At 71.8% G+C, this 16479-nt stretch carries 19 protein-coding genes; 7 read left to right on the top strand and 12 right to left on the bottom strand.

Going from position 1 to position 16479, the window contains the following annotated elements:
- Nucleotides 1-10 precede the first annotated feature (10 nt).
- Nucleotides 11-1003, top strand: a complete 993-nt coding sequence (locus tag AB0B72_RS27765) for a YcaO-like family protein (RefSeq protein WP_367741982.1) — start codon at nucleotides 11-13, stop codon at nucleotides 1001-1003.
- Here the strand turns inward: AB0B72_RS27765 and AB0B72_RS27770 are convergent.
- The 11 genes from AB0B72_RS27770 to AB0B72_RS27820 all read right to left on the bottom strand — a co-directional run bounded on the left by AB0B72_RS27770 (nucleotide 1000) and on the right by AB0B72_RS27820 (nucleotide 10087).
- Nucleotides 1000-1473, bottom strand: coding sequence for a MarR family winged helix-turn-helix transcriptional regulator (locus tag AB0B72_RS27770; RefSeq protein ID WP_367741983.1), 474 nt, complete (start codon nucleotides 1471-1473; stop codon nucleotides 1000-1002). The two genes, AB0B72_RS27765 and AB0B72_RS27770, sit on opposite strands and share 4 nt — an antisense overlap.
- Nucleotides 1474-1567: 94 nt before the next feature.
- On the bottom strand, nucleotides 1568-1993 hold the full coding sequence (locus tag AB0B72_RS27775) for a MarR family winged helix-turn-helix transcriptional regulator (protein WP_367741984.1): 426 nt from the start codon (nucleotides 1991-1993) through the stop codon (nucleotides 1568-1570).
- Nucleotides 1986-2714, bottom strand: coding sequence for a 4'-phosphopantetheinyl transferase superfamily protein (locus AB0B72_RS27780; RefSeq protein ID WP_367741985.1), 729 nt, complete (start codon nucleotides 2712-2714; stop codon nucleotides 1986-1988). Before AB0B72_RS27780 ends, AB0B72_RS27775 begins: the two co-directional genes overlap by 8 nt.
- A 9-nt stretch (nucleotides 2715-2723) precedes the next feature.
- Nucleotides 2724-3494 (bottom strand): cyclase family protein, encoded by a 771-nt coding sequence (locus AB0B72_RS27785; protein ID WP_367741986.1) that lies wholly within the window; start codon nucleotides 3492-3494, stop codon nucleotides 2724-2726.
- Between the two features lie 79 nt (nucleotides 3495-3573).
- Nucleotides 3574-3810, bottom strand: coding sequence for an acyl carrier protein (locus AB0B72_RS27790; protein WP_367741988.1), 237 nt, complete (start codon nucleotides 3808-3810; stop codon nucleotides 3574-3576).
- A gap of 57 nt (nucleotides 3811-3867) precedes the next feature.
- Nucleotides 3868-5070: a beta-ketoacyl synthase gene (locus AB0B72_RS27795; RefSeq protein ID WP_367741989.1), complete on the bottom strand. Its 1203-nt coding sequence runs from the start codon at nucleotides 5068-5070 to the stop codon at nucleotides 3868-3870.
- Nucleotides 5071-5082: 12 nt separating this feature from the next.
- Nucleotides 5083-6330, bottom strand: a complete 1248-nt coding sequence (locus AB0B72_RS27800; protein ID WP_367741990.1) for a beta-ketoacyl synthase — start codon at nucleotides 6328-6330, stop codon at nucleotides 5083-5085.
- 26 nt (nucleotides 6331-6356) lie between these two features.
- A complete protein-coding gene (locus tag AB0B72_RS27805; RefSeq protein ID WP_367741991.1) occupies nucleotides 6357-7298 on the bottom strand; it encodes an ACP S-malonyltransferase in 942 nt (313 codons plus the stop codon).
- A gap of 88 nt (nucleotides 7299-7386) precedes the next feature.
- Nucleotides 7387-8694, bottom strand: coding sequence for a cation:proton antiporter (locus AB0B72_RS27810; RefSeq protein ID WP_367741992.1), 1308 nt, complete (start codon nucleotides 8692-8694; stop codon nucleotides 7387-7389).
- Between the two features lie 10 nt (nucleotides 8695-8704).
- Nucleotides 8705-9025 (bottom strand): indolepyruvate ferredoxin oxidoreductase subunit alpha, encoded by a 321-nt coding sequence (locus tag AB0B72_RS27815; RefSeq protein ID WP_367741993.1) that lies wholly within the window; start codon nucleotides 9023-9025, stop codon nucleotides 8705-8707.
- A 24-nt stretch (nucleotides 9026-9049) separates the two neighbouring features.
- Nucleotides 9050-10087 carry an NAD(P)/FAD-dependent oxidoreductase gene (locus AB0B72_RS27820; RefSeq protein ID WP_367741995.1) on the bottom strand — a complete coding sequence of 346 codons (1038 nt, stop codon included), beginning with the start codon at nucleotides 10085-10087 and terminating at the stop codon, nucleotides 9050-9052.
- A gap of 199 nt (nucleotides 10088-10286) precedes the next feature.
- Here AB0B72_RS27820 and AB0B72_RS27825 point away from each other — a divergent pair, with 199 nt between their 5' ends.
- The 5 genes from AB0B72_RS27825 (at nucleotide 10287) to AB0B72_RS27845 (ending at nucleotide 15349) form a co-directional block, all read left to right on the top strand.
- Complete coding sequence (locus AB0B72_RS27825; RefSeq protein ID WP_367741996.1) at nucleotides 10287-11516, top strand: NAD(P)/FAD-dependent oxidoreductase; 1230 nt, start codon at nucleotides 10287-10289, stop codon at nucleotides 11514-11516.
- Between the two features lie 3 nt (nucleotides 11517-11519).
- A complete protein-coding gene (locus AB0B72_RS27830) occupies nucleotides 11520-12593 on the top strand; it encodes a methyltransferase (protein WP_367741997.1) in 1074 nt (357 codons plus the stop codon).
- 95 nt (nucleotides 12594-12688) lie between these two features.
- On the top strand, nucleotides 12689-13930 hold the full coding sequence (locus AB0B72_RS27835) for a cytochrome P450 (RefSeq protein WP_367741998.1): 1242 nt from the start codon (nucleotides 12689-12691) through the stop codon (nucleotides 13928-13930).
- 24 nt (nucleotides 13931-13954) lie between these two features.
- Nucleotides 13955-14320, top strand: coding sequence for a VOC family protein (locus tag AB0B72_RS27840; protein ID WP_367742000.1), 366 nt, complete (start codon nucleotides 13955-13957; stop codon nucleotides 14318-14320).
- Between the two features lie 27 nt (nucleotides 14321-14347).
- Complete coding sequence (locus tag AB0B72_RS27845) at nucleotides 14348-15349, top strand: DNA-3-methyladenine glycosylase (RefSeq protein ID WP_367742001.1); 1002 nt, start codon at nucleotides 14348-14350, stop codon at nucleotides 15347-15349.
- On the opposite strand, the gene AB0B72_RS27850 is transcribed toward AB0B72_RS27845, so the two are convergent.
- On the bottom strand, nucleotides 15287-16108 hold the full coding sequence (locus AB0B72_RS27850) for a BTAD domain-containing putative transcriptional regulator (protein ID WP_367742002.1): 822 nt from the start codon (nucleotides 16106-16108) through the stop codon (nucleotides 15287-15289). The genes AB0B72_RS27845 and AB0B72_RS27850 overlap by 63 nt on opposite strands.
- 226 nt (nucleotides 16109-16334) lie before the next feature.
- Here AB0B72_RS27850 and AB0B72_RS27855 point away from each other — a divergent pair, with 226 nt between their 5' ends.
- Nucleotides 16335-16460: a hypothetical protein gene (locus AB0B72_RS27855; protein ID WP_367742003.1), complete on the top strand. Its 126-nt coding sequence runs from the start codon at nucleotides 16335-16337 to the stop codon at nucleotides 16458-16460.
- The last annotated feature ends 19 nt before the right edge of the window (nucleotides 16461-16479 follow it).

The following is a 16479-nucleotide window of genomic DNA, read 5'->3' on the forward strand; positions in this document are numbered from 1 at the left end:
AGGGGTCTCGGTGAGCAGTCGGAACGGGCCGGTTCCCCGCGCGCGCCTGACGGCGCGGGTGGGCACGGCCCAGGTCACGGTGACCGCCTGCGGCTTCAGCTTCGACGAGGCGCAGAACGCGGCACGCGACCTGCTTCACACCATGCGAGGCCTGGAGCGGGCGGTGGCGAACGGGCCCCCGCCCGCCCTGCCCGGCGACCGGGTGCTTTCCCTGGCCGATTTCACGCCGGATACCGACGACGAGGACGAGGACGGCAGGGCCGCCTGCTCAGGGGTGCTCACGCGGGCGATCGGTGCGGTGAGCGGGCTGCCCTATGCGGTGCCGGCCGAGATCGTGCTGCCGCCGCTGTCGACGGACCGGGCACTGGTCGGAACGGCCCACGGCACGCCCGGGGCCGGCCTGGCCGGACGGGCGGTCGCCGACGTGCTGGCCACCGACATCGTGGTGCGCTGGTGGCGCCGGCCCCGGCCGGTGCTCGCCCGGCTGCCCGCGCGACCGCTGCTCCCCGACGACACCGTCGCGGCGCTGGCCGGGCAGGGCCTCGAAGTGGAGGCGTACACCTGGACGAACCTGCCGTTCACCACGGTGCTGGCCGTGGTCCACGCCGGTGGAGGGGCGGCGGCGGGATTCGGCGCGGCGGTCGGTCCGGATCCCCGTGCGGCACTTCGCGGCGCGTTCCTCAAGGCGCAGACGGCGCGCTCGGCGTCCGGCGGCGCGCCGGGCGAGACGGGCATCGCTCCATGGCCCACCGCCCGGGTGCTGGCCGCCTGGTGCAGCGGGCCGGCGCATCTGGAGCTTCTGCACGGCCATGTCAGGGACGGGGGCGCCGGCCTGGGGGAAGGCGCGTCAGACTGGGTCGAGCAGGCGTATCGGCGTTTCGGGCACGAACCCCTGATCGCGTCGTGGACAGCTCCTGACGGCGGGACGGTGGTCAGGGCGCTGTGTCCCGGCGCCGCCATCTACGCGCCGGTCCCGGCGGCGCGTCCCGCCTGCCCCGTCTAACGGTCGTCGACGACCAGCCTGGTCAGCATCGCTATCAGACTCTCCCGCTCCACTCCCGTGAGCCGGGCCAGGAACGCGTCATGAACCTCGTCGTTCACCTGCGCCAGAGCTCCGTGGAAGAGCTTGGCGCCCTTGTCGGTCAGTGTGACCGCGTAGCGCCTGCGGTCCTGAGGGTCGCGTGTCCGCTCCACCAGGCCGGCGCTCTCCAGCTCGTCGATCACCGAGACCATCGTGGTGCGGTCGATCTGGACCGCTTCGCCGATCTGCTGCTGCGACAGCGCGCCGTGCCGGTAGAGCAGGGACATCACGCCGTAGTCGCGGGCCCGGATCCCGTAGGGCCGCAGCGAGTGCTCGAAATCGGCCGTGACGAGCTCGGCCGCCTTGGCGAGCAGGAAACCGACGGACGCCGACAGCTCGGACGAGAGCAGGTCCTTCCGCAAGGTGGGCCGAGTCGTGGGCTCCGCTTCCATCTGCACCTCGGTGAGTCATGACGGGCCGCCGCTCGGCGGGTCCGGCGGGGTGCCACTCATCGTAGCTTCGGCCGGGCACGCCGGGGCGGAGCGATCAGGCGGGCTGACCGGCGATCCGTGCCAGCAGCCCTTCCAGGGCGGCTCGCTCGTCCGGTGTCAGCCCGGACAGCAGCTCGGCGTCCACCTCCGAGCCTATGAGCAGCAGCTCGCGCGCACGGGCGCGGCCCTTCTCGGTCAGCTCGATGAGGTAGCGGCGGCGGTCGTCGACGCCGCGCCGCCGCCCGGCCATCCCCTCCTCCTCCAAGCGGTCGACGAGGCCCACCATGGTGGTCCTGTCGATGCCCAGGAGCTCGCCGAGCTGGTGCTGGGGAAGGGGGCCGGCCTCGGCCAGCGCGATCAGGACGCCGTACCAGCGGGGGCGGACGCCGTACGGGCGAAGCGCCTCCTTGAGGTGCTGCGCCCGGCGCGTGGCGGCGACCTCCAGCAGCCAGCCGGTTCCGGCGGACTCACGCTCAGTCACCTGCCCTCACCCCTGCCAGCAAATAATCGCTATCAATGACGTTCAGTATAAGCGATTGTCGGTGAATGTGCTCGACTGGATCGCCGCCGGCCGGCTCCGGATCGGCGACGGCCGCGGCCACCACCGACGAGCCGTGTGAGAGCGCCACCGCGAGCTCACGGCCGTCCCGGGTCCGGAGCGCGGGCGCCCCTCCGGGCGTCCGGCTCCAGCTCCAGGCGGCGCCCGGCAGAAGGTCCGCCGCCGCGGCCTCCGCGGCCCGGCGGACCGCGGCCGAGGCCCGCTCCGCCCGGCCGTGACGAGGGCCGTCCATGAGCCCCGGGATTCGCTCGATCCGGGTGGCGATCCTGGCGGGGCCGGTGCCCACGGCCGCCGCCGCGACCACCGGCCGGCTCCCGCCGGGCCCCGGCCGGGGACCCCGCAGGGCCAGCCGCACCTGGCGGGGGACGGGGGCGAGGACGGTGGTGAGGCGGACGGCGACCGGGCGCCCGTGGGGGCAGTGGACCTCGACGCCCCGCCACCCGATGTCGTGGAAGCCCGTGCCCAGCGCTTTCACCACCGCCTCCTTCACCGCCCAGACCGCCGACAGCCGATCGGGGTCGCCCTGCGACTCGTCCAGCTCCACAGAGGTGAAGGCGGTACGGCCGAGATCAGGCGTACGTGCCAGACGGACGGCCCACGACGCCGCGTCGGTGACGTCGATCCCGAGCCTGACGGAGATCATCGCTTCGCCTCATTCGCCGGGAACCAGCGCGACCACCCGTGTCCAGCCGGCGCCGGCGCCGCCGACCGCCACCGGGAAACAGGCGATCATGTAGCCGGTCGCGGCGGGGAGGCCGTCCAGCCCCGCCAGTTTCTCCAGCTGCAGGTACTCGTTCTCGCGCCCGTAGAGGTGTGAGGGCCACAGCACGGCGGAGTCGCCGGTGCGGTGATAATCCTCGATCATGGCGGCCATCGGGCGGTCCAGCCCCCAGGCGTCGATGCCGATCGTCTTGACGCCCCGCTCCACCAGGTAGGCGGTGCCCTCCCCGGACAGGCCGGGGTAGGTGGTCAGGTAGTCGGGGGACCCCCAGAGCCGGTCCGCGCCGGTCCACAGCAGGACGATGTCGCCGGGGGCGAGATCGTGCCCGGCATCGTCGAGTGCGGCTTCGACCTGCGCGGCCGTGATCGCCTCGCCTGGCGGGACGTGCCGTACGTCCAGCCGGACGCCGGGACCGTAGCACCAGTCAAGAGGCACCTGGTCGATGCTCTTGGCGGGGCTCCCGCCCGAGAGCGGGCCGTAATGGAGCGGGGCGTCCATGTGGGTGCCGGTATGGGTGGTGAGGGTGACGGTCTCGTTGGAGATCGCCATTCCGCCCGGGAAGTCCGCTGGGGACAGACCGAGCACGGTCGCGCCGGCCCGATGATCCAGCAGGGAGATCTCGACGGGAGTGGCCTCGCTGGGCGTCGACCGGGTCACGACGCTCAGATCGATCAGCCGGGTGGTCTGCACGGACGGTGGCACGGACGGTGCGTACGGCATGGGATACCTCCGGGTGCCCAGGGGCCCCCGGCCGGGGGCTCGCCCTGGGAATGGGTGGGACTTACCGGCGCTCGAGGAACTCGACGAGCTGGGCGATGGTGCGGACCTCCTTGAGCGCCTTCCCGTCGGGGGCGCGGCCGCCGGCCAGCGCGGCGACGATCTCGACCAGCTCGGCGGAGTCGATGTCCAGATCGGCCCGGAGCTGGGTGCCGGGGCTGAGCTCGGCGGCTTCGATGCCGAGCTCCGTCAACGCGGCGTACACCTGCTCCTGAACGGTGGTCACGGTCGTGGTGGTCATGGTGGTTCCCTTCGTGGTGATGGTCATTTCAGATGCGAGTGTCTGTGCGCGGGAGTCTCAGACGCGCTTGAGGACGAGCGAGGCCACGGTGCCGTCGGCTCCGCGGGCGTTGATCAGGGCGCTGGCGACGTCGCGGTCGCGCGGGCCCCCGGAGACCAGGTCCAGCTCGGGCACTGTGACGGACTCGCCGGGGAGCGGCGCGACGGCGCCGTTGGCGATGGACAGCAGGCCGCTCAGCACGTCCACGGCGGGAGCGGCGCCCAGCAGGTGACCGGTGATCGGCTTCGCCGTGGTGCAGGGGACCCGGCCGGCGGCGTCGCCGAGGAGGGCGCGGAGCGCGGCCGCCTCCGAGATGTCCGCCGCCGAGGAGCCCTGGGCGTCCAGCCCGATCATCCCGAGCTCCTCCGGATCCAGGCCGGCCTCCTTCAGCGCGGTGGCGGCGACATGGGCGAGCGTGTCCGCGCCGGCCGAGCCGAACACCTCCTCGCTGACCGCGTGACCGGCGGCGAACCCCGCGACCTCGGCGAGCGGGACGGCGCCCCGGGCCAGCGCGGACTCCTCCGACTCCAGGACGAACACGACCGCGCCCTCGCCGACCCGGAAACCGTCGGCCTGGTCGGCGAAGGGACGGTAGTCGATGCCGGTCAACCGGCCGCTGGTGTGGCAGAACGTGAAGGTGTAGGGGGTGACGGGCGCCTCGGCGCCTCCGGCCAGGATCACGTCGGCGCGGCCCTCCGCGATGGCGCGGGCGGCGTAGCCGATGGCGACGGCGGCACTCGCCGTGTCGGCCGCGATGGTCTTGCTGAAGCCCTTGAGCCCCCACTCGATGCTGATCTGACCCTGCGGCGCCGTCGGGAACCAGGCCGAGGCGATGTACGGGCTCACGCCGGTGTATCCGATCTGGCAGAGCTTGCGCATGCTGGGCTCGGTGATCTCCCAGCCGCCGTACATGTTGCCGATGTACACGCCGATCCGGTCGAGGTCCGCGGGCGTGGTCAGGCCCGCGTGGTCAAGGGCGCTGCTCGTCGCGGCCATGGCCAGCTGGCAGAAGCGGTCCATCCGCTTCCGCTGGCGCAGCGGGATCGCCGAGAGGGCGGCGTCGTCCACGACCCCCGCGTGGCGGCCGGCGTACGGATCCGCAGGGAACCGGTCGATCGGTGTGGTGACCGTGCGTCCGGCGCACAGCAGGTCCCAGAATCCGGCGCCGTCGGCGGCGCCGGGGAGGACCAGGCCGAACCCGGTGATGACAACCCTTCGCATGGTTCGTTCTCCTCAGACTCGGCCGATGATGACGGTGGAGTGGATGCCGCCGAAGCCGCTGGACAGGCTGGCGACGGCGTCCACGGTGGCGGGGCGCGCCACGTTGGGCACGTAGTCCAGATCGCAGTGCTCGCCCGGCGAGACGTGGTTGATGGTGGGGGGCACCATCCGGTCGTTCAGGACCAGGGTCGAGGCGACGAACTCCAGGGCGTTGGCCGCCGCGAGCGCGTGCCCGCACATGGACTTGATGGAGCTGACCGGCACCTCGTAAGCGCGCGGGCCCAGGACCTTCTTGACCGCGTTGGTCTCGCAGACGTCGTTCTGCGGGGTGGAGCTGCCGTGCGCGTTGACGTACCCGATCCGGCCGGCCGGGAGCCGCGCGTCGTCCAGGGCCTGCCGGAACGACCGGGCCAGGTCGGTGCCGTGGTCGGCGAGGTCCGTCATGTGGAACGCGTTGGACGTGCTGCCGAAGCCGAGCACCTCGCCGAGGATCGTCGCCCCTCGGCGGCGCGCGTGCTCCCACTCCTCCAGGACGGCGATGCCGGCGCCCTCGGCGAGGACGAACCCGTCGCGCCCGGCGTCGAACGGCCGGGAGGCGTGCTCGGGGTCGTCGTTGCGCACGGACAGGGCGCCGATGACGTCGAAGCAGGCGACCACGAAGGGGGTGATCGGCGCCTCTGCGGCTCCGGCCACCATGACGTCGGCCTCGCCGCGCCTGATGGCGTCGAACGCGAACCCGACGGCGTCGTTCCCGCCGGTGCAGCCCGTGGTGAGGGTGACCGCCGGGCCGCCGAGCCGGTAGGCGTCGGCGACGGCGGCGGTCGGGGTGTTGAACGTGGCCGACAGGTGCAGCCGGCGGTGGGCGGCGGCCACGTCGATGGGCGCGGTGCCGTTCTCGGTGATGTCCGGGAAGTGCTCGGTCATGAACCGGGTCCCGCCGATCGCGTTGGCGATGACCACGCCGGAGCGGTGCCGGTCCAGCTCGGAGGTGTCGGCCAGGCCGGCGTGCGCCATGGCCTCGTGCGCGGCGGCGAGGGCCATCCGCACCACGCGGGTGTCCCCGTCGGGCTCGATGGGATCCTTGCCGGGGAGGGCGACCGGAGGCAGCTCCCCGGCGATCTGGGAGCCGAACGACGAGGGATCGAACGACTGGATCCGGGAAACGCCGTTGCGGCCTTCCCACAGACCTTCGGCGAAGTTCTTGACACCGTTGCCGTTGGGAGCGAGAACGCCCAGGCCGGTGATGGCGACGCGACGCATTGGACTGGTCTCCTTCGGATGGACGATCAGGCGGCGAGGGGGGCGGACGCGCCGGTGAGGCTGACCACCTCGGCGTACGAACCGCAGCAGGTGACGGGGGTCCGGCGGTCGGCATGGCGGAACAGCCCCCGCAGGACCTGGCCGGGGCCGACCTCCAGGAATGCGCCGGCCGGGAGGGCGCGCAGCCGCTCCATGACCTTCGACCAGCGGACGGTGGAGGTGATCTGGCGGGCCAGCAGGGCCCGGTAGGCCTCGGGATCGGTGACGATGTCACCGCTGATGCCGCTGATCAGGGGAACGTCTCCCCGCCGCAGCGGCAGCTCGGCGACGAGGGGGGCGAGCCGGGTCTCGGCGGGGGTCATGAGGGGGGAATGGAAGGCGCCGTCGACCTCCAGGGGGACGACGGCCTTGGCGCCGCGCTCCAGGGCCACCGAGCTCAGGTGGCGTACGGCGTCTCCGGTCCCGGAGATCACCGACTGGCGAGGGCTGTTGGCGTTGGCGACCACGGCTTCGCCTCCCGAGGAGGCGGCAATCTCCGTGGTGACCTCCGGCGGGAGGCCGAGCACCGCGCTCATGGCGCCCTCGGTCTCGGCGCAGCACGCTCGCATGGCCTCCGCCCGGCGCGCGACGGTGGTGAGGGCGTCGTCCACGTCGAGCCAGCCGCCGGTGACCAGCGCGGCGTACTCGCCGAGGCTGTGCCCGGCGACGGCCACGGGACGGACCCCGCGTTCGACGAGAGCCTCGGCGAGGGAGACGGACAGGGCGAACACCGAGAGCTGGGTGGCGACCGTGTCGGTGAGCCGCTCCTGGGGGCCGGTGAGCATCGCACCGGCGATGTCCTGGCCGGTGAGCTCCTCGGCCCGGCGTAGCAGCCGGTCGAGCAGCGGCGCCGTGGCATGGAGGTCCGCACCCATTCCGACGTACTGGCTTCCCTGACCGGGGAAGACGAAGGCGTAGTTGTTCTTCATAGATCTCGACCTTCGGTGGTAGGGACCCACGCTCAGTGGTGTCCAAGCGATGATTATCAGTATTGCTGATGATTTGGATAGCTGTCAATCAGTAATCCCCAACCGCGTGCGGTCTCGCCCCGGCGGTGGCGAACTCCTCGCGGAGGGAAGGGCGGGAAGCCGCAGGGGCGGAACGGGCGCGCAAGGCGTCGAGCATGGGGCCCGTGGCGGCCGTCGTGACGAGAGCCATCAGGACGAACACGGTGTAGAGCCGTCCGTCGATGACCCCGGCGGCGTAGGCCACCTGGATGGCGATCAGTTCCGTGAGACCCCGCGTGTTCATCAGGGCGCCGACCACGAGGCTCTGACGGCGGTCCAGCCCGGTCAGGCGGGCGGCCACAGCCGCAGGGACCAGCTTGACCGTCACGGCGACGGCGGTGACCAGGAGCAGCAGGAGCCACATGGTGGAGTCGCCGCCGTCCAGGTGGACGCCGAGCCCGGCGACGACGAAGAAGGCGGGCAGCAGCAGGCCGCCGACACCGTGCAGCCTGGCCAGGACGGCGGTGTCGGGAGCGCCGCCGGGACGGCGGGGCGCGGCGACGCCGCACAGCAGGGCGCCGAAGACCGCGTGCAGGCCGATCCACGAGCTGAACCAGGTCGAACCGAGCAGGATCGCCATGAGGAGGGCCATCCCCGGCAGGGTCCGGGCACGTGCCAGGGCCTCCCCGAGCAGCCGGCGGCCCACCGTGAACATGACCACGGTGAACCCGGCCAGCAACGCGCACGTGGCCAGGGGGGCGAACCCGCTGTGCCCCCGCCCGCCGACCGAGGTGGCCAGCGCGAGCAGCAGCCAGGCGGCGATGTCGCAGACGGCGGCGGCGCCGAGGCTCACCGTGCCGGCGGGCGTACGGCGCAGGCCGCGTTCGTCGAGGATCCGGGTGAGCACCGGCACCGCCGTGACGGACAGCAGGATCCCGGTGAACACGGGAAGCATCGGGTCGCTCTCCGGGCCGAGCAGCCGCTGGAGGAGCAGCCCCACTCCGAACCCGCCGGCCAGGGGCACCGCCGTGGCCGCCGCGGCGACGGCGAAGACTCCCCGGGGTCTGGCGCGCAGCTCTCCGAGGTCGGTCTCGTAGCCGACGCAGAACATGTAGCAGGCGATGGCCAGCTGGGAGATGCTTGCGAGGATCGCGACGACCTGGGGCGGGAACAGCGTCGCGCTGATGTCGCCGGGTAGCAGGCCCAGCAGGCTGGGCCCGAGGGCGATTCCGGCGGCGATCTCCCCGATCACGATGGGCTGGCGGAGCCGGCTGGCCGCCCGGCTGAAACAGGCGGCGGCGAGGATGACGACGGTCAGGGCGGCCAGCGTGCCCGTGGCGGCGGACTCGGCCGAAGCGGCGGCGGCGAGAACGGTCATGGCTCGCCCCTCACCTTCCGGCTTTGACGCGGCCGGCGACCATCGGCGGGTCGGGAACCGGCTCGTCCCTCGCGCCGGCGCCGAACGTCTCACCCAGCTCGTCGAACAACGAGGCCGCCGCCTCGCGGAAGGGCTGCCACGACTCGGGCATCTTCCGCGCGGGCCTGATCGCCTGGGTGGGGCAGACCGCCATGCACGAGCCGCAGCCGATGCATTCGGCGGGGTTGATGTAGGCCATGCGTTCGCCCGGGTAGATGGCGTCCACCGGGCACTCCTCCATGCACGAGCGGTCCATCACGTCGATGCACGGCTCGCCGACGACATAGCTCATGGGATCTCCAGATGCTGATGGTGGTCAGGCCGCGAGGCGGGACGCGCCGGCGGTCTGCGGTGGGTTGTCGGACGAGTGACCGGGGTCGCTGCCGAGCTCGGGGCGCACGACCGCGACGGCGTTGTTCACCGCGGTGGCGGCCTCGCCGAAACCGACCGCGATCAGGGGGACCCGGCCGGGGTAGGTGGCGATGTCACCGGCGGCGAACACCCCGGGAACGTCGGTCTGCATGTCGGTGCCGACCAGGATCCGGTTGCCGGACAGGGCCATGCCCCATTGGGCGAGCGGCCCCAGCCGGGCGGTGAAGCCGAGCGCGGTCACCAGCGTGCGTGCGGGCCGCCGCAGCGGTCCGGCCCCGCCGAGCGGGGTGATGTCGACCGCGGTCAGGTGCGGCCCGCCATGGCAGGCCGTGACCTGCGCGCCTGTGATCACCTCGACCCGGGACCGGTGCAGCAGCTCGACCCCGTGCGCCTGCGCCCGGAACCGGTCGGTCCGGTGGACCAGGGTCACGGACCGGGCGAGGGGCTCCAGCGCGAGAGCCCAGTCGACGGCGCTGTCACCCCCGCCCACGATCACCACGTCCTCGTCACGGTGATCCTCCAGGCGCTCCAGGTGGTGGACGACGCCCCGGTTCTCGTAGGGGCCGGCGACCGGGAGCCGCCGGGGGGTGAAGCTGCCGACCCCGCCGGTGATGACGACGGCGCCGCAGCGGACGTCGCCGCCGTGGTCGGTGCCGATCACCCATCCGCCGCCCGCGGCGGTGCGGTTGAGCGTGACGGCCGTGTGCCCGAGCAGCCACTCCGGTGTGAACGGCCGTACCTGGTCCATCAGGTTCGCGATCAGCTCGCGGCCGAGCACGCCCGGCAGTGCGGGGATGTCGTAGATCTGTTTCTCGGGATAGAGGGCGGACACCTGGCCGCCGGGATGCGGCAGCGAGTCGAGCACCGCGACCCGCAGGCCGCGCAGTCCCGCGTAGTAGGCGGCGAACAGGCCGGCCGGTCCGGCCCCCACCACCGCGACGTCGGCCGTGCTGACGTGGCGGCTATCGGATTCGGCGGTCATGGCGACCTCTCTCCTCTCAACGGCAGCGCTCCACAGGGGAAGCGGGAGACTGATAGTCAGCATAACGGATGATTCCTCTTACTGACAATCAGCTTGGGTGTGGTGAAAACGTCCGATTGAGGAGACCCGAGATCGAATCTGATCCTGAGGACACGACCGACAGCCGCTAGCAGCGTGTCCATGCCTGGAGGAGATCTGCATGACCACAGAACACGATGTGATCGTCATAGGCGGCGGGCCTGCCGGCTCGACCGCCGCGGCCCTCCTCGCGAAGGCGGGCCGCGACGTGCTCGTCCTGGAGCAGGAGAAGTTCCCCCGCTACCACGTCGGCGAGTCCCTGGTTCCCGGCGTGGTGCCGGTCCTGGAGGAGCTCGGCCTGCGGGAGACGGTCGAGGCCGCGGGATTCATCCGCAAGTTCGGGATCACCCTGCTGTGGGGTGCCGAGCGCGAGCTCTGGACCGTCTACTTCGGGGACGGCGGCCCGTGGAAGTACGCCTACGAGGTCAAGCGGGCCGAGTTCGACACCGTCCTGCTGGAGAACGCCCGCCGGTCGGGCGCCACCGTCATCGAGGAGGCGACCGTCTCCGAGCCGTTGTACGACGGTGACCGCTGCGTCGGCGTCCGCTACACCCTCGGGGAGCAGGGCGAGCCGCAGGAGGTGCGCGCCAGGTACGTGCTCGACGCCTCGGGGCAGGCGAAGATGATGGCCCGCCGGCTGGACGGCCTGCACTGGCACGAGGACCTGCGCAACATCGCCGTGTGGACCTACTTCCAGGGCGGCGAGTTCTTCGAGGGCGACGACCGCGGCAACATCCTGACCGAGTACCACCCCGACGGCTGGGTGTGGGTGATCCCGTTCAGCGACGGCACCCGCAGCGTCGGGTTCGTCGGCCCGAACAACGCCTTCGCCAAGTCCGGGATGTCCCTCCCCGAGTACTTCCACAGCAAGCTGGAGACGAGCCGCGAGGCCAAGCGGCAGCTCGCCGGTGCCACCCGGATCGCCGACTACCGCGCCACCAAGGACTGGAGCTACGTCTCCGACCGCTTCAGCGGCCCCGGCTTCCTGATGGCGGGCGACGCCGCGGCCTTCGTGGATCCGCTGTTCTCCACCGGCGTCATGCTGGCCATGAAGTCCGCCTCGGCGGCCGCCCGCACCATCGACGCCATCCTCACCGAACCGGACCGGGAGGAGGCGCACCAGAAGGTCTACGAATCGGACTACCGCGACTTCTTCGAGACCGTCGTCTCCTTCGTCCGCTACTTCTACGACGCGCGCCGCAAGCGCACCGAGTACTGGGAGCGGGCGCAGGAGCTCATCGACCCGGTGCGTGAGCTGGAGCAGCGCGAGGACTTCATCAAGCTGATCTCCGGGCTGGGCGGCCAGCGCGCCGTCATGGAGAGCACCCCCATCACCCGTACGGAGGACTGACCGGTGACCGAACTCGACACCTCTCCCGCCCCCACGGGCTACGGAACGGCCGACGACACCCTCACGCCGCCGGATCCCGGCCGCATCCTCGACTACTCCTGGGGGATCGCCCGGACCGGCACCCTGGTCGCGGCCCTGGAGCTGGACATCTTCACCCGGATCGACGCGGGCACGCGGACCGTCACCGGCCTGGCCGCCGCCACCGAGACCGACGTCCGCGCGATGGGACTGCTCGTCAGCGCCCTCAACGCGCTCGGGCTGGTGGTCAGAGGCAGGGACGGCAGGTACCGCCTGCCCGGCGACTCGGCCGCGTTCCTCGTCCGGGGCCGCCCCACCTACCTGGGCGACCTGCGCCACATGCACCGCGTCATCAACTTCCCGCTGTGGCCCCGGCTCACCGAGGCGGTACGCGGCGGACGGCCGTTCAACGACCTGTTCGGTGACGACGGCAGCACCGTCTGGGAGCAGGTGACGCCGTACCTCGACCAGCTCGCCGCCGCCGCCGCTCCATGGCTGGGCGGCATCCTCCGCGAGTCGCTGCCCGGCCTTCCCGCTGAGCCGTCGGTCCTGGACGTGGGCTGCGGATCCGGCGGTTACACCAGGGCCCTCGCGCGGCTGCTCGGCGGGCGCGCGGTCGGGCTCGACCGGCCCGACGTGGCCAGGTTCGCAACCGAGACCACCGAGAGCGCCGAGGGTGCCGGCCTGGGCGGCCGGGTCGCCTTCCGCGGCGGCGACTTGCGCGACATGGAGTGGGGAGGCCCGCACGATCTGGTCCTGCTCAGCAACCTTCTGCATGGTTACCCGGAGGACGAGGCGCTGGCGATGCTGGACCGCGCCCGGGACGCGCTCCGCCCCGGCGGCGTGGTCGCCGTCTTCGAGTTCGTGCCCGACATCGAACGGCCCATGGACAACCCCGTCGCCGGGTTCTTCAGCCTTCAGATGCTGCTCACCAGCGAAGGGTCCGGCTACACCCGGGACGAGTACCTGGGATGGCTGGCCGAGGCGGGATTCGTCTCGCCCGTGGTCCGCCGCTGCCCGGCAGGGCCGCAGACGCTCATCACGGCGGTCCTCCCCTGACTCACCGCAAACTACTGGACTGAACATGACAGTCATGTATGCTGATGTTCAGTCACGCTGATTGATTGACGCTCGCCACGTCCGGAGGTTCTTCGATGACCACCGTCGCCCCGCCCGTCGGTCCCGCCGACCGGCTCATGGCGTCACTCTTCCGTGACCCGCTCGTCGCCGGCGAGCCCTATCCCGTCTACCACCGGCTGCGTGAGACGGCACCCGTCCACCGCAGCTTCACCGGCCACTGGGTCCTGAGCCGGTACGCGGACGCCGAGCGTGTGCTGCGGGCCCCCGGTGTCGGCAAGGACGTCCGCGCGTTCATCCGCGGTCAGGGTGTGGCGGACTGGGAGGAGCATCCGTGCTTCACGCGGATGCTCGACCATCTGATCTGGGCCAACCCTCCCGTCCACACCCGGCATCGCGGACTCGTCAGCAAGGTCTTCACCCCGCGTGCCGTCTCCGGCTGGGAGCCGGCCATCGAAGAGCGGGTCGGCGAGCTGCTGGCCCCGCTCCGCGACGGGGGCGAGGTGGATCTGCTGGAGGTCCTCGCCTTCCCGCTCCCGGTCGCGGTCATCGGATCGCTGCTGGGCGTGCCGCGCTCCGACTGGCCGATGTTCCACCGGCTGATCCGGCAGGTCGTGCTGTGCGTGGAGCCCGCCCCGAGCGCCGAGCAGCTCGCCCTGGCCGATCAGGCCGCCGTCGAGCTGAACGGCTACTTCGACGAGTTGATCGCCGAACGCCGGGCCCGCCCGGTGGACGACCTCATCTCCCAGCTCGCGACGGCGCGGGACGACAACGGTGATCAGCTCACTCCGCCGGAGCTGAACAGCATGGTGCAGTTCCTGTTCGGCGCGGGCTTCGAGACGACCACCAACCTCATCGGCAACGGCATGCTGGCCCTGCTGCGCGCTCCCGGGCAGCTGGAGATGCTCCGTTCCGACGAGTCGCTGCTGCCGGGCGCCGTCGAGGAGCTGCTCCGGTACGACTGCTCGGTCCAGCTGACCATGCGCACCGCGTTCGAGGACCTGGACGTCGCGGGCACCACCATTCCGGCGGGAGAGTCCATGGTGGTCCTGCTCGGCGCCGCCAACCGGGACCCGGAGCGCTTCCCCGACCCCGACCGGCTGGACATCACCCGGCCCAAGGTGAAGCCCCTGTCGTTCGGGGGCGGGATCCACTTCTGCCTCGGTGCGGGGCTGGCCCGCCTGGAGGGCCGGATCGCCTTCCGCGAGCTGCTCCGCGCGTTCCCCCGCATCGAGCTGGCCACCGATCGGCCGCAGTGGCGCGCCAACCTCACCATGCACGGACTGGAACGGCTTCCGGTCCGGCTCCTGTCCAAGTGATCACGAAATACGAGAAGGAGAGACATGACCGACGTCAAGGGCATCGACTTCGCCGCGCTTCAAGTCCGTGACCTGGAGAAGTCCGCCGCGTTCTACACGGAGGTGATCGGCCTGGTCCGGGCGCCGGTCTCGCCCCCCGACGCGGTGGTGTTCGCCACCGAGCCCATCCCGTTCGCCGTCCGCACTCCGCTGGTGGACCTGGACGCCGTCGACAAGCTGGGCTGGGGCGTGGCTCTCTGGCTGCGCGCCGACGACACCGACGCCGTGCACGCCCGCGTCGTGAAGGAGGGCCGGCCGATCGCCGTCGATCCGTACGACGGGCCCTTCGGCAGGACCTTCGCCTTCGTCGACCCGGACGGCTACACCATCACCGTCCACGACAAGGGCTGACATCCGCCGCTCCGCGAGAGGAACGCCATGACGATCCGGCTGACGCCCCGCGGCCCGTTCTCCCTGGCCGCCGCGATCGGTTTCCAGAAGGGCTTCGCGCCCGCCGACTACCGCAACCACGGCGGCGCGCCGGTGACCTGTTCCACCGGTGTCGCCGGCGACGACGAATCCCTGCGGTTCGCGTTCGCCGACGACGCCGACTGGAGACCGGGTGGCGCCCGGATCGTGGAGGACGGCGCCGACGTGCTCGTGGAGCCTCACGGACAGGCCGATCCGGAGAAGATCGCGGCCCAGGTCGCCCGGATCCTGTCCTTGGACGTCGACGGGGTCGCGTTCCCCGAGGTCGGGGAGCGCGACCCGGTGGTCGGCGAGCTGCAGCGGCGCCATCCCGGCCTGCGGCCTGTCTGCTTCCACTCCCCGTACGAGGCCGCCGCCTGGGCCGTCATAGGGCACCGCATCCAGATCAGGCAGGCGGCGGGGATCCGTACCCGGATCAGCCAGGAGCACGGGGTCACCGTCGACGTCGCGGGCGTCGCGGTGCCGACGTTCCCCGCCCCCGAACGGCTGCTCGCCCTGGACGGCGTCCGCGGCCTGCCCGACGTCAAGATCGAGAGGCTGCACGCGGTCGCGCGCGCCGCGCTCGCCGGTGAGCTGGACGCGCGGACGCTGCGTTCACTGGATCCGGAGGAGGCGCTGGCGCGGCTGTGCCGCATCCCCGGCATCGGCCCGTTCTCCGCCGACCTCATCCTGGTCCGGGGCGCGGGGGCGCCCGACCACTTCCCGGTCTCCGAACGGCGCCTGCACGACTCGATGGCCGCCGCCTACGGCCTGCCCGAGGCCGACATCGCGGCGCTGCGGCGCATCGCGGCCGGCTGGTCCCCCTTCCGCAGCTGGGTGGCCTTGCTCATGCGCTCAGAACGCGAAAGGACCACCGGCGAGATCGCCAGAGGGCGTCGCGTGAACGCCTCAGCCCACCAGCCGGTCTCCCATGCGAGGCCGGCTCAGCTGCGGATCGGCGGCGAGGATTGACTGGAGCAGCCGCTGGACCTGCCGGGTGGGTTCCACACCCAGCTCCTCCACCAGCACGGCGCGCAGTCGCCGGAACGCCTCGATCGCGTCGCAGGTCCGCCCGACCCTGTGCAGCGCCAGCATGTACATGGCGTGGAAGTTCTCATACGTCGGATACCGCCCGGCCAGTGCCGCCAGCTCGCCCAGCAGCTCGGCGTGGCGGCCGAGATCGAGGTCGGCGGCGATGCGGTTCTCCAGGGCGCCCAGGCGCATCTCGTCCAGACGCAGCAGCTGGGTCTCCACCAGCCGCCCGGCCCGGACGTCGACCAGCGCCGGGCCGCGCCACACTGCGAGAGCCTCGGCGAACCCGGCCGACGCCCCCCAGCGGTCGCCCGCGGCCCACGCCTCACGGCCGGAACGCACCAGCCGTTCGAACCGGGCGACGTCGACGCACTCAGCGGATATGTCCAGGAAGTAGCCGCCGTGCCGGTGCACGAGCATGTCTTTGGCGTTCTCCGCGGCCCGCCCCTCCCGCTCCAGGGCGGCGTCCAGGTGGCGGCGGAGTTGCGCGATATAGGTCTGCAGCGTGGATGAGGCGCTGCGGGGCGGCTCGTCGCCCCAGATCTCGTCCATCAACGCCGGGACAGTCACCGCCTCACCGGGGCTGAGCGCGAGTGCGGCCAGGATCTGCCGCGGCTTCCCCGCGCTCGGGACCACGGACACGCCTCCCACCCGGGCCGTCAGCGGCCCCAGCACTCCGATCTCCATTCCGATCTCCATGGAGGGTCCTCTCGATGCGTCACTTGATGATCCGAGCATGGCTCCGAGCTGGGCCTTCTCACCAGTGGCCGGCTAACGGAACCGCCATGGACCCACACCGGCCGGACCTATGGATTTCTCACGGGGTCATCGGTAGCCAGGCACTGTCGCGGACCCGCCCGCCGGATGAAACTCGACGGCACAAGGGTCCCCGGCAGGGGGGCCGCGAGCCGATGAGGAGCTCCACATGGCCGCCAACTCCATCGCAGGCATCGAGGACATCGTCGTCGAGGACCTGACCCACCTGCCCATCGAGGAGTCCATGACCGCCTCGTGCATCTGCTGGAACGACCGCGTGCTCGCCATGAGCTGACCGCTGAAGACGACACGAG

This window comes from Microbispora sp. NPDC049125 (assembly GCF_040802045.1).
GTDB lineage: Bacteria > Actinomycetota > Actinomycetes > Streptosporangiales > Streptosporangiaceae > Microbispora.

Excerpts from the sequence above, each read along its gene's own strand:
- AB0B72_RS27770 (WP_367741983.1), bottom strand. The coding sequence starts at position 1,473 with ATGGAAGCGGAGCCCACGACTCGGCCCACCTTGCGGAAGGACCTGCTC.
- AB0B72_RS27780 (WP_367741985.1), bottom strand. The coding sequence starts at position 2,714 with ATGATCTCCGTCAGGCTCGGGATCGACGTCACCGACGCGGCGTCGTGG.
- AB0B72_RS27790 (WP_367741988.1), bottom strand. The coding sequence starts at position 3,810 with ATGACCACCACGACCGTGACCACCGTTCAGGAGCAGGTGTACGCCGCG.
- AB0B72_RS27795 (WP_367741989.1), bottom strand. The coding sequence starts at position 5,070 with ATGCGAAGGGTTGTCATCACCGGGTTCGGCCTGGTCCTCCCCGGCGCC.
- AB0B72_RS27800 (WP_367741990.1), bottom strand. The coding sequence starts at position 6,330 with ATGCGTCGCGTCGCCATCACCGGCCTGGGCGTTCTCGCTCCCAACGGC.
- AB0B72_RS27805 (WP_367741991.1), bottom strand. The coding sequence starts at position 7,298 with ATGAAGAACAACTACGCCTTCGTCTTCCCCGGTCAGGGAAGCCAGTAC.
- AB0B72_RS27810 (WP_367741992.1), bottom strand. The coding sequence starts at position 8,694 with ATGACCGTTCTCGCCGCCGCCGCTTCGGCCGAGTCCGCCGCCACGGGC.
- AB0B72_RS27815 (WP_367741993.1), bottom strand. The coding sequence starts at position 9,025 with ATGAGCTATGTCGTCGGCGAGCCGTGCATCGACGTGATGGACCGCTCG.
- AB0B72_RS27820 (WP_367741995.1), bottom strand. The coding sequence starts at position 10,087 with ATGACCGCCGAATCCGATAGCCGCCACGTCAGCACGGCCGACGTCGCG.
- AB0B72_RS27825 (WP_367741996.1), top strand. The coding sequence starts at position 10,287 with ATGACCACAGAACACGATGTGATCGTCATAGGCGGCGGGCCTGCCGGC.
- AB0B72_RS27835 (WP_367741998.1), top strand. The coding sequence starts at position 12,689 with ATGACCACCGTCGCCCCGCCCGTCGGTCCCGCCGACCGGCTCATGGCG.
- AB0B72_RS27840 (WP_367742000.1), top strand. The coding sequence starts at position 13,955 with ATGACCGACGTCAAGGGCATCGACTTCGCCGCGCTTCAAGTCCGTGAC.
- AB0B72_RS27845 (WP_367742001.1), top strand. The coding sequence starts at position 14,348 with ATGACGATCCGGCTGACGCCCCGCGGCCCGTTCTCCCTGGCCGCCGCG.
- AB0B72_RS27850 (WP_367742002.1), bottom strand. The coding sequence starts at position 16,108 with ATGGAGATCGGAATGGAGATCGGAGTGCTGGGGCCGCTGACGGCCCGG.
- AB0B72_RS27855 (WP_367742003.1), top strand. The coding sequence starts at position 16,335 with ATGGCCGCCAACTCCATCGCAGGCATCGAGGACATCGTCGTCGAGGAC.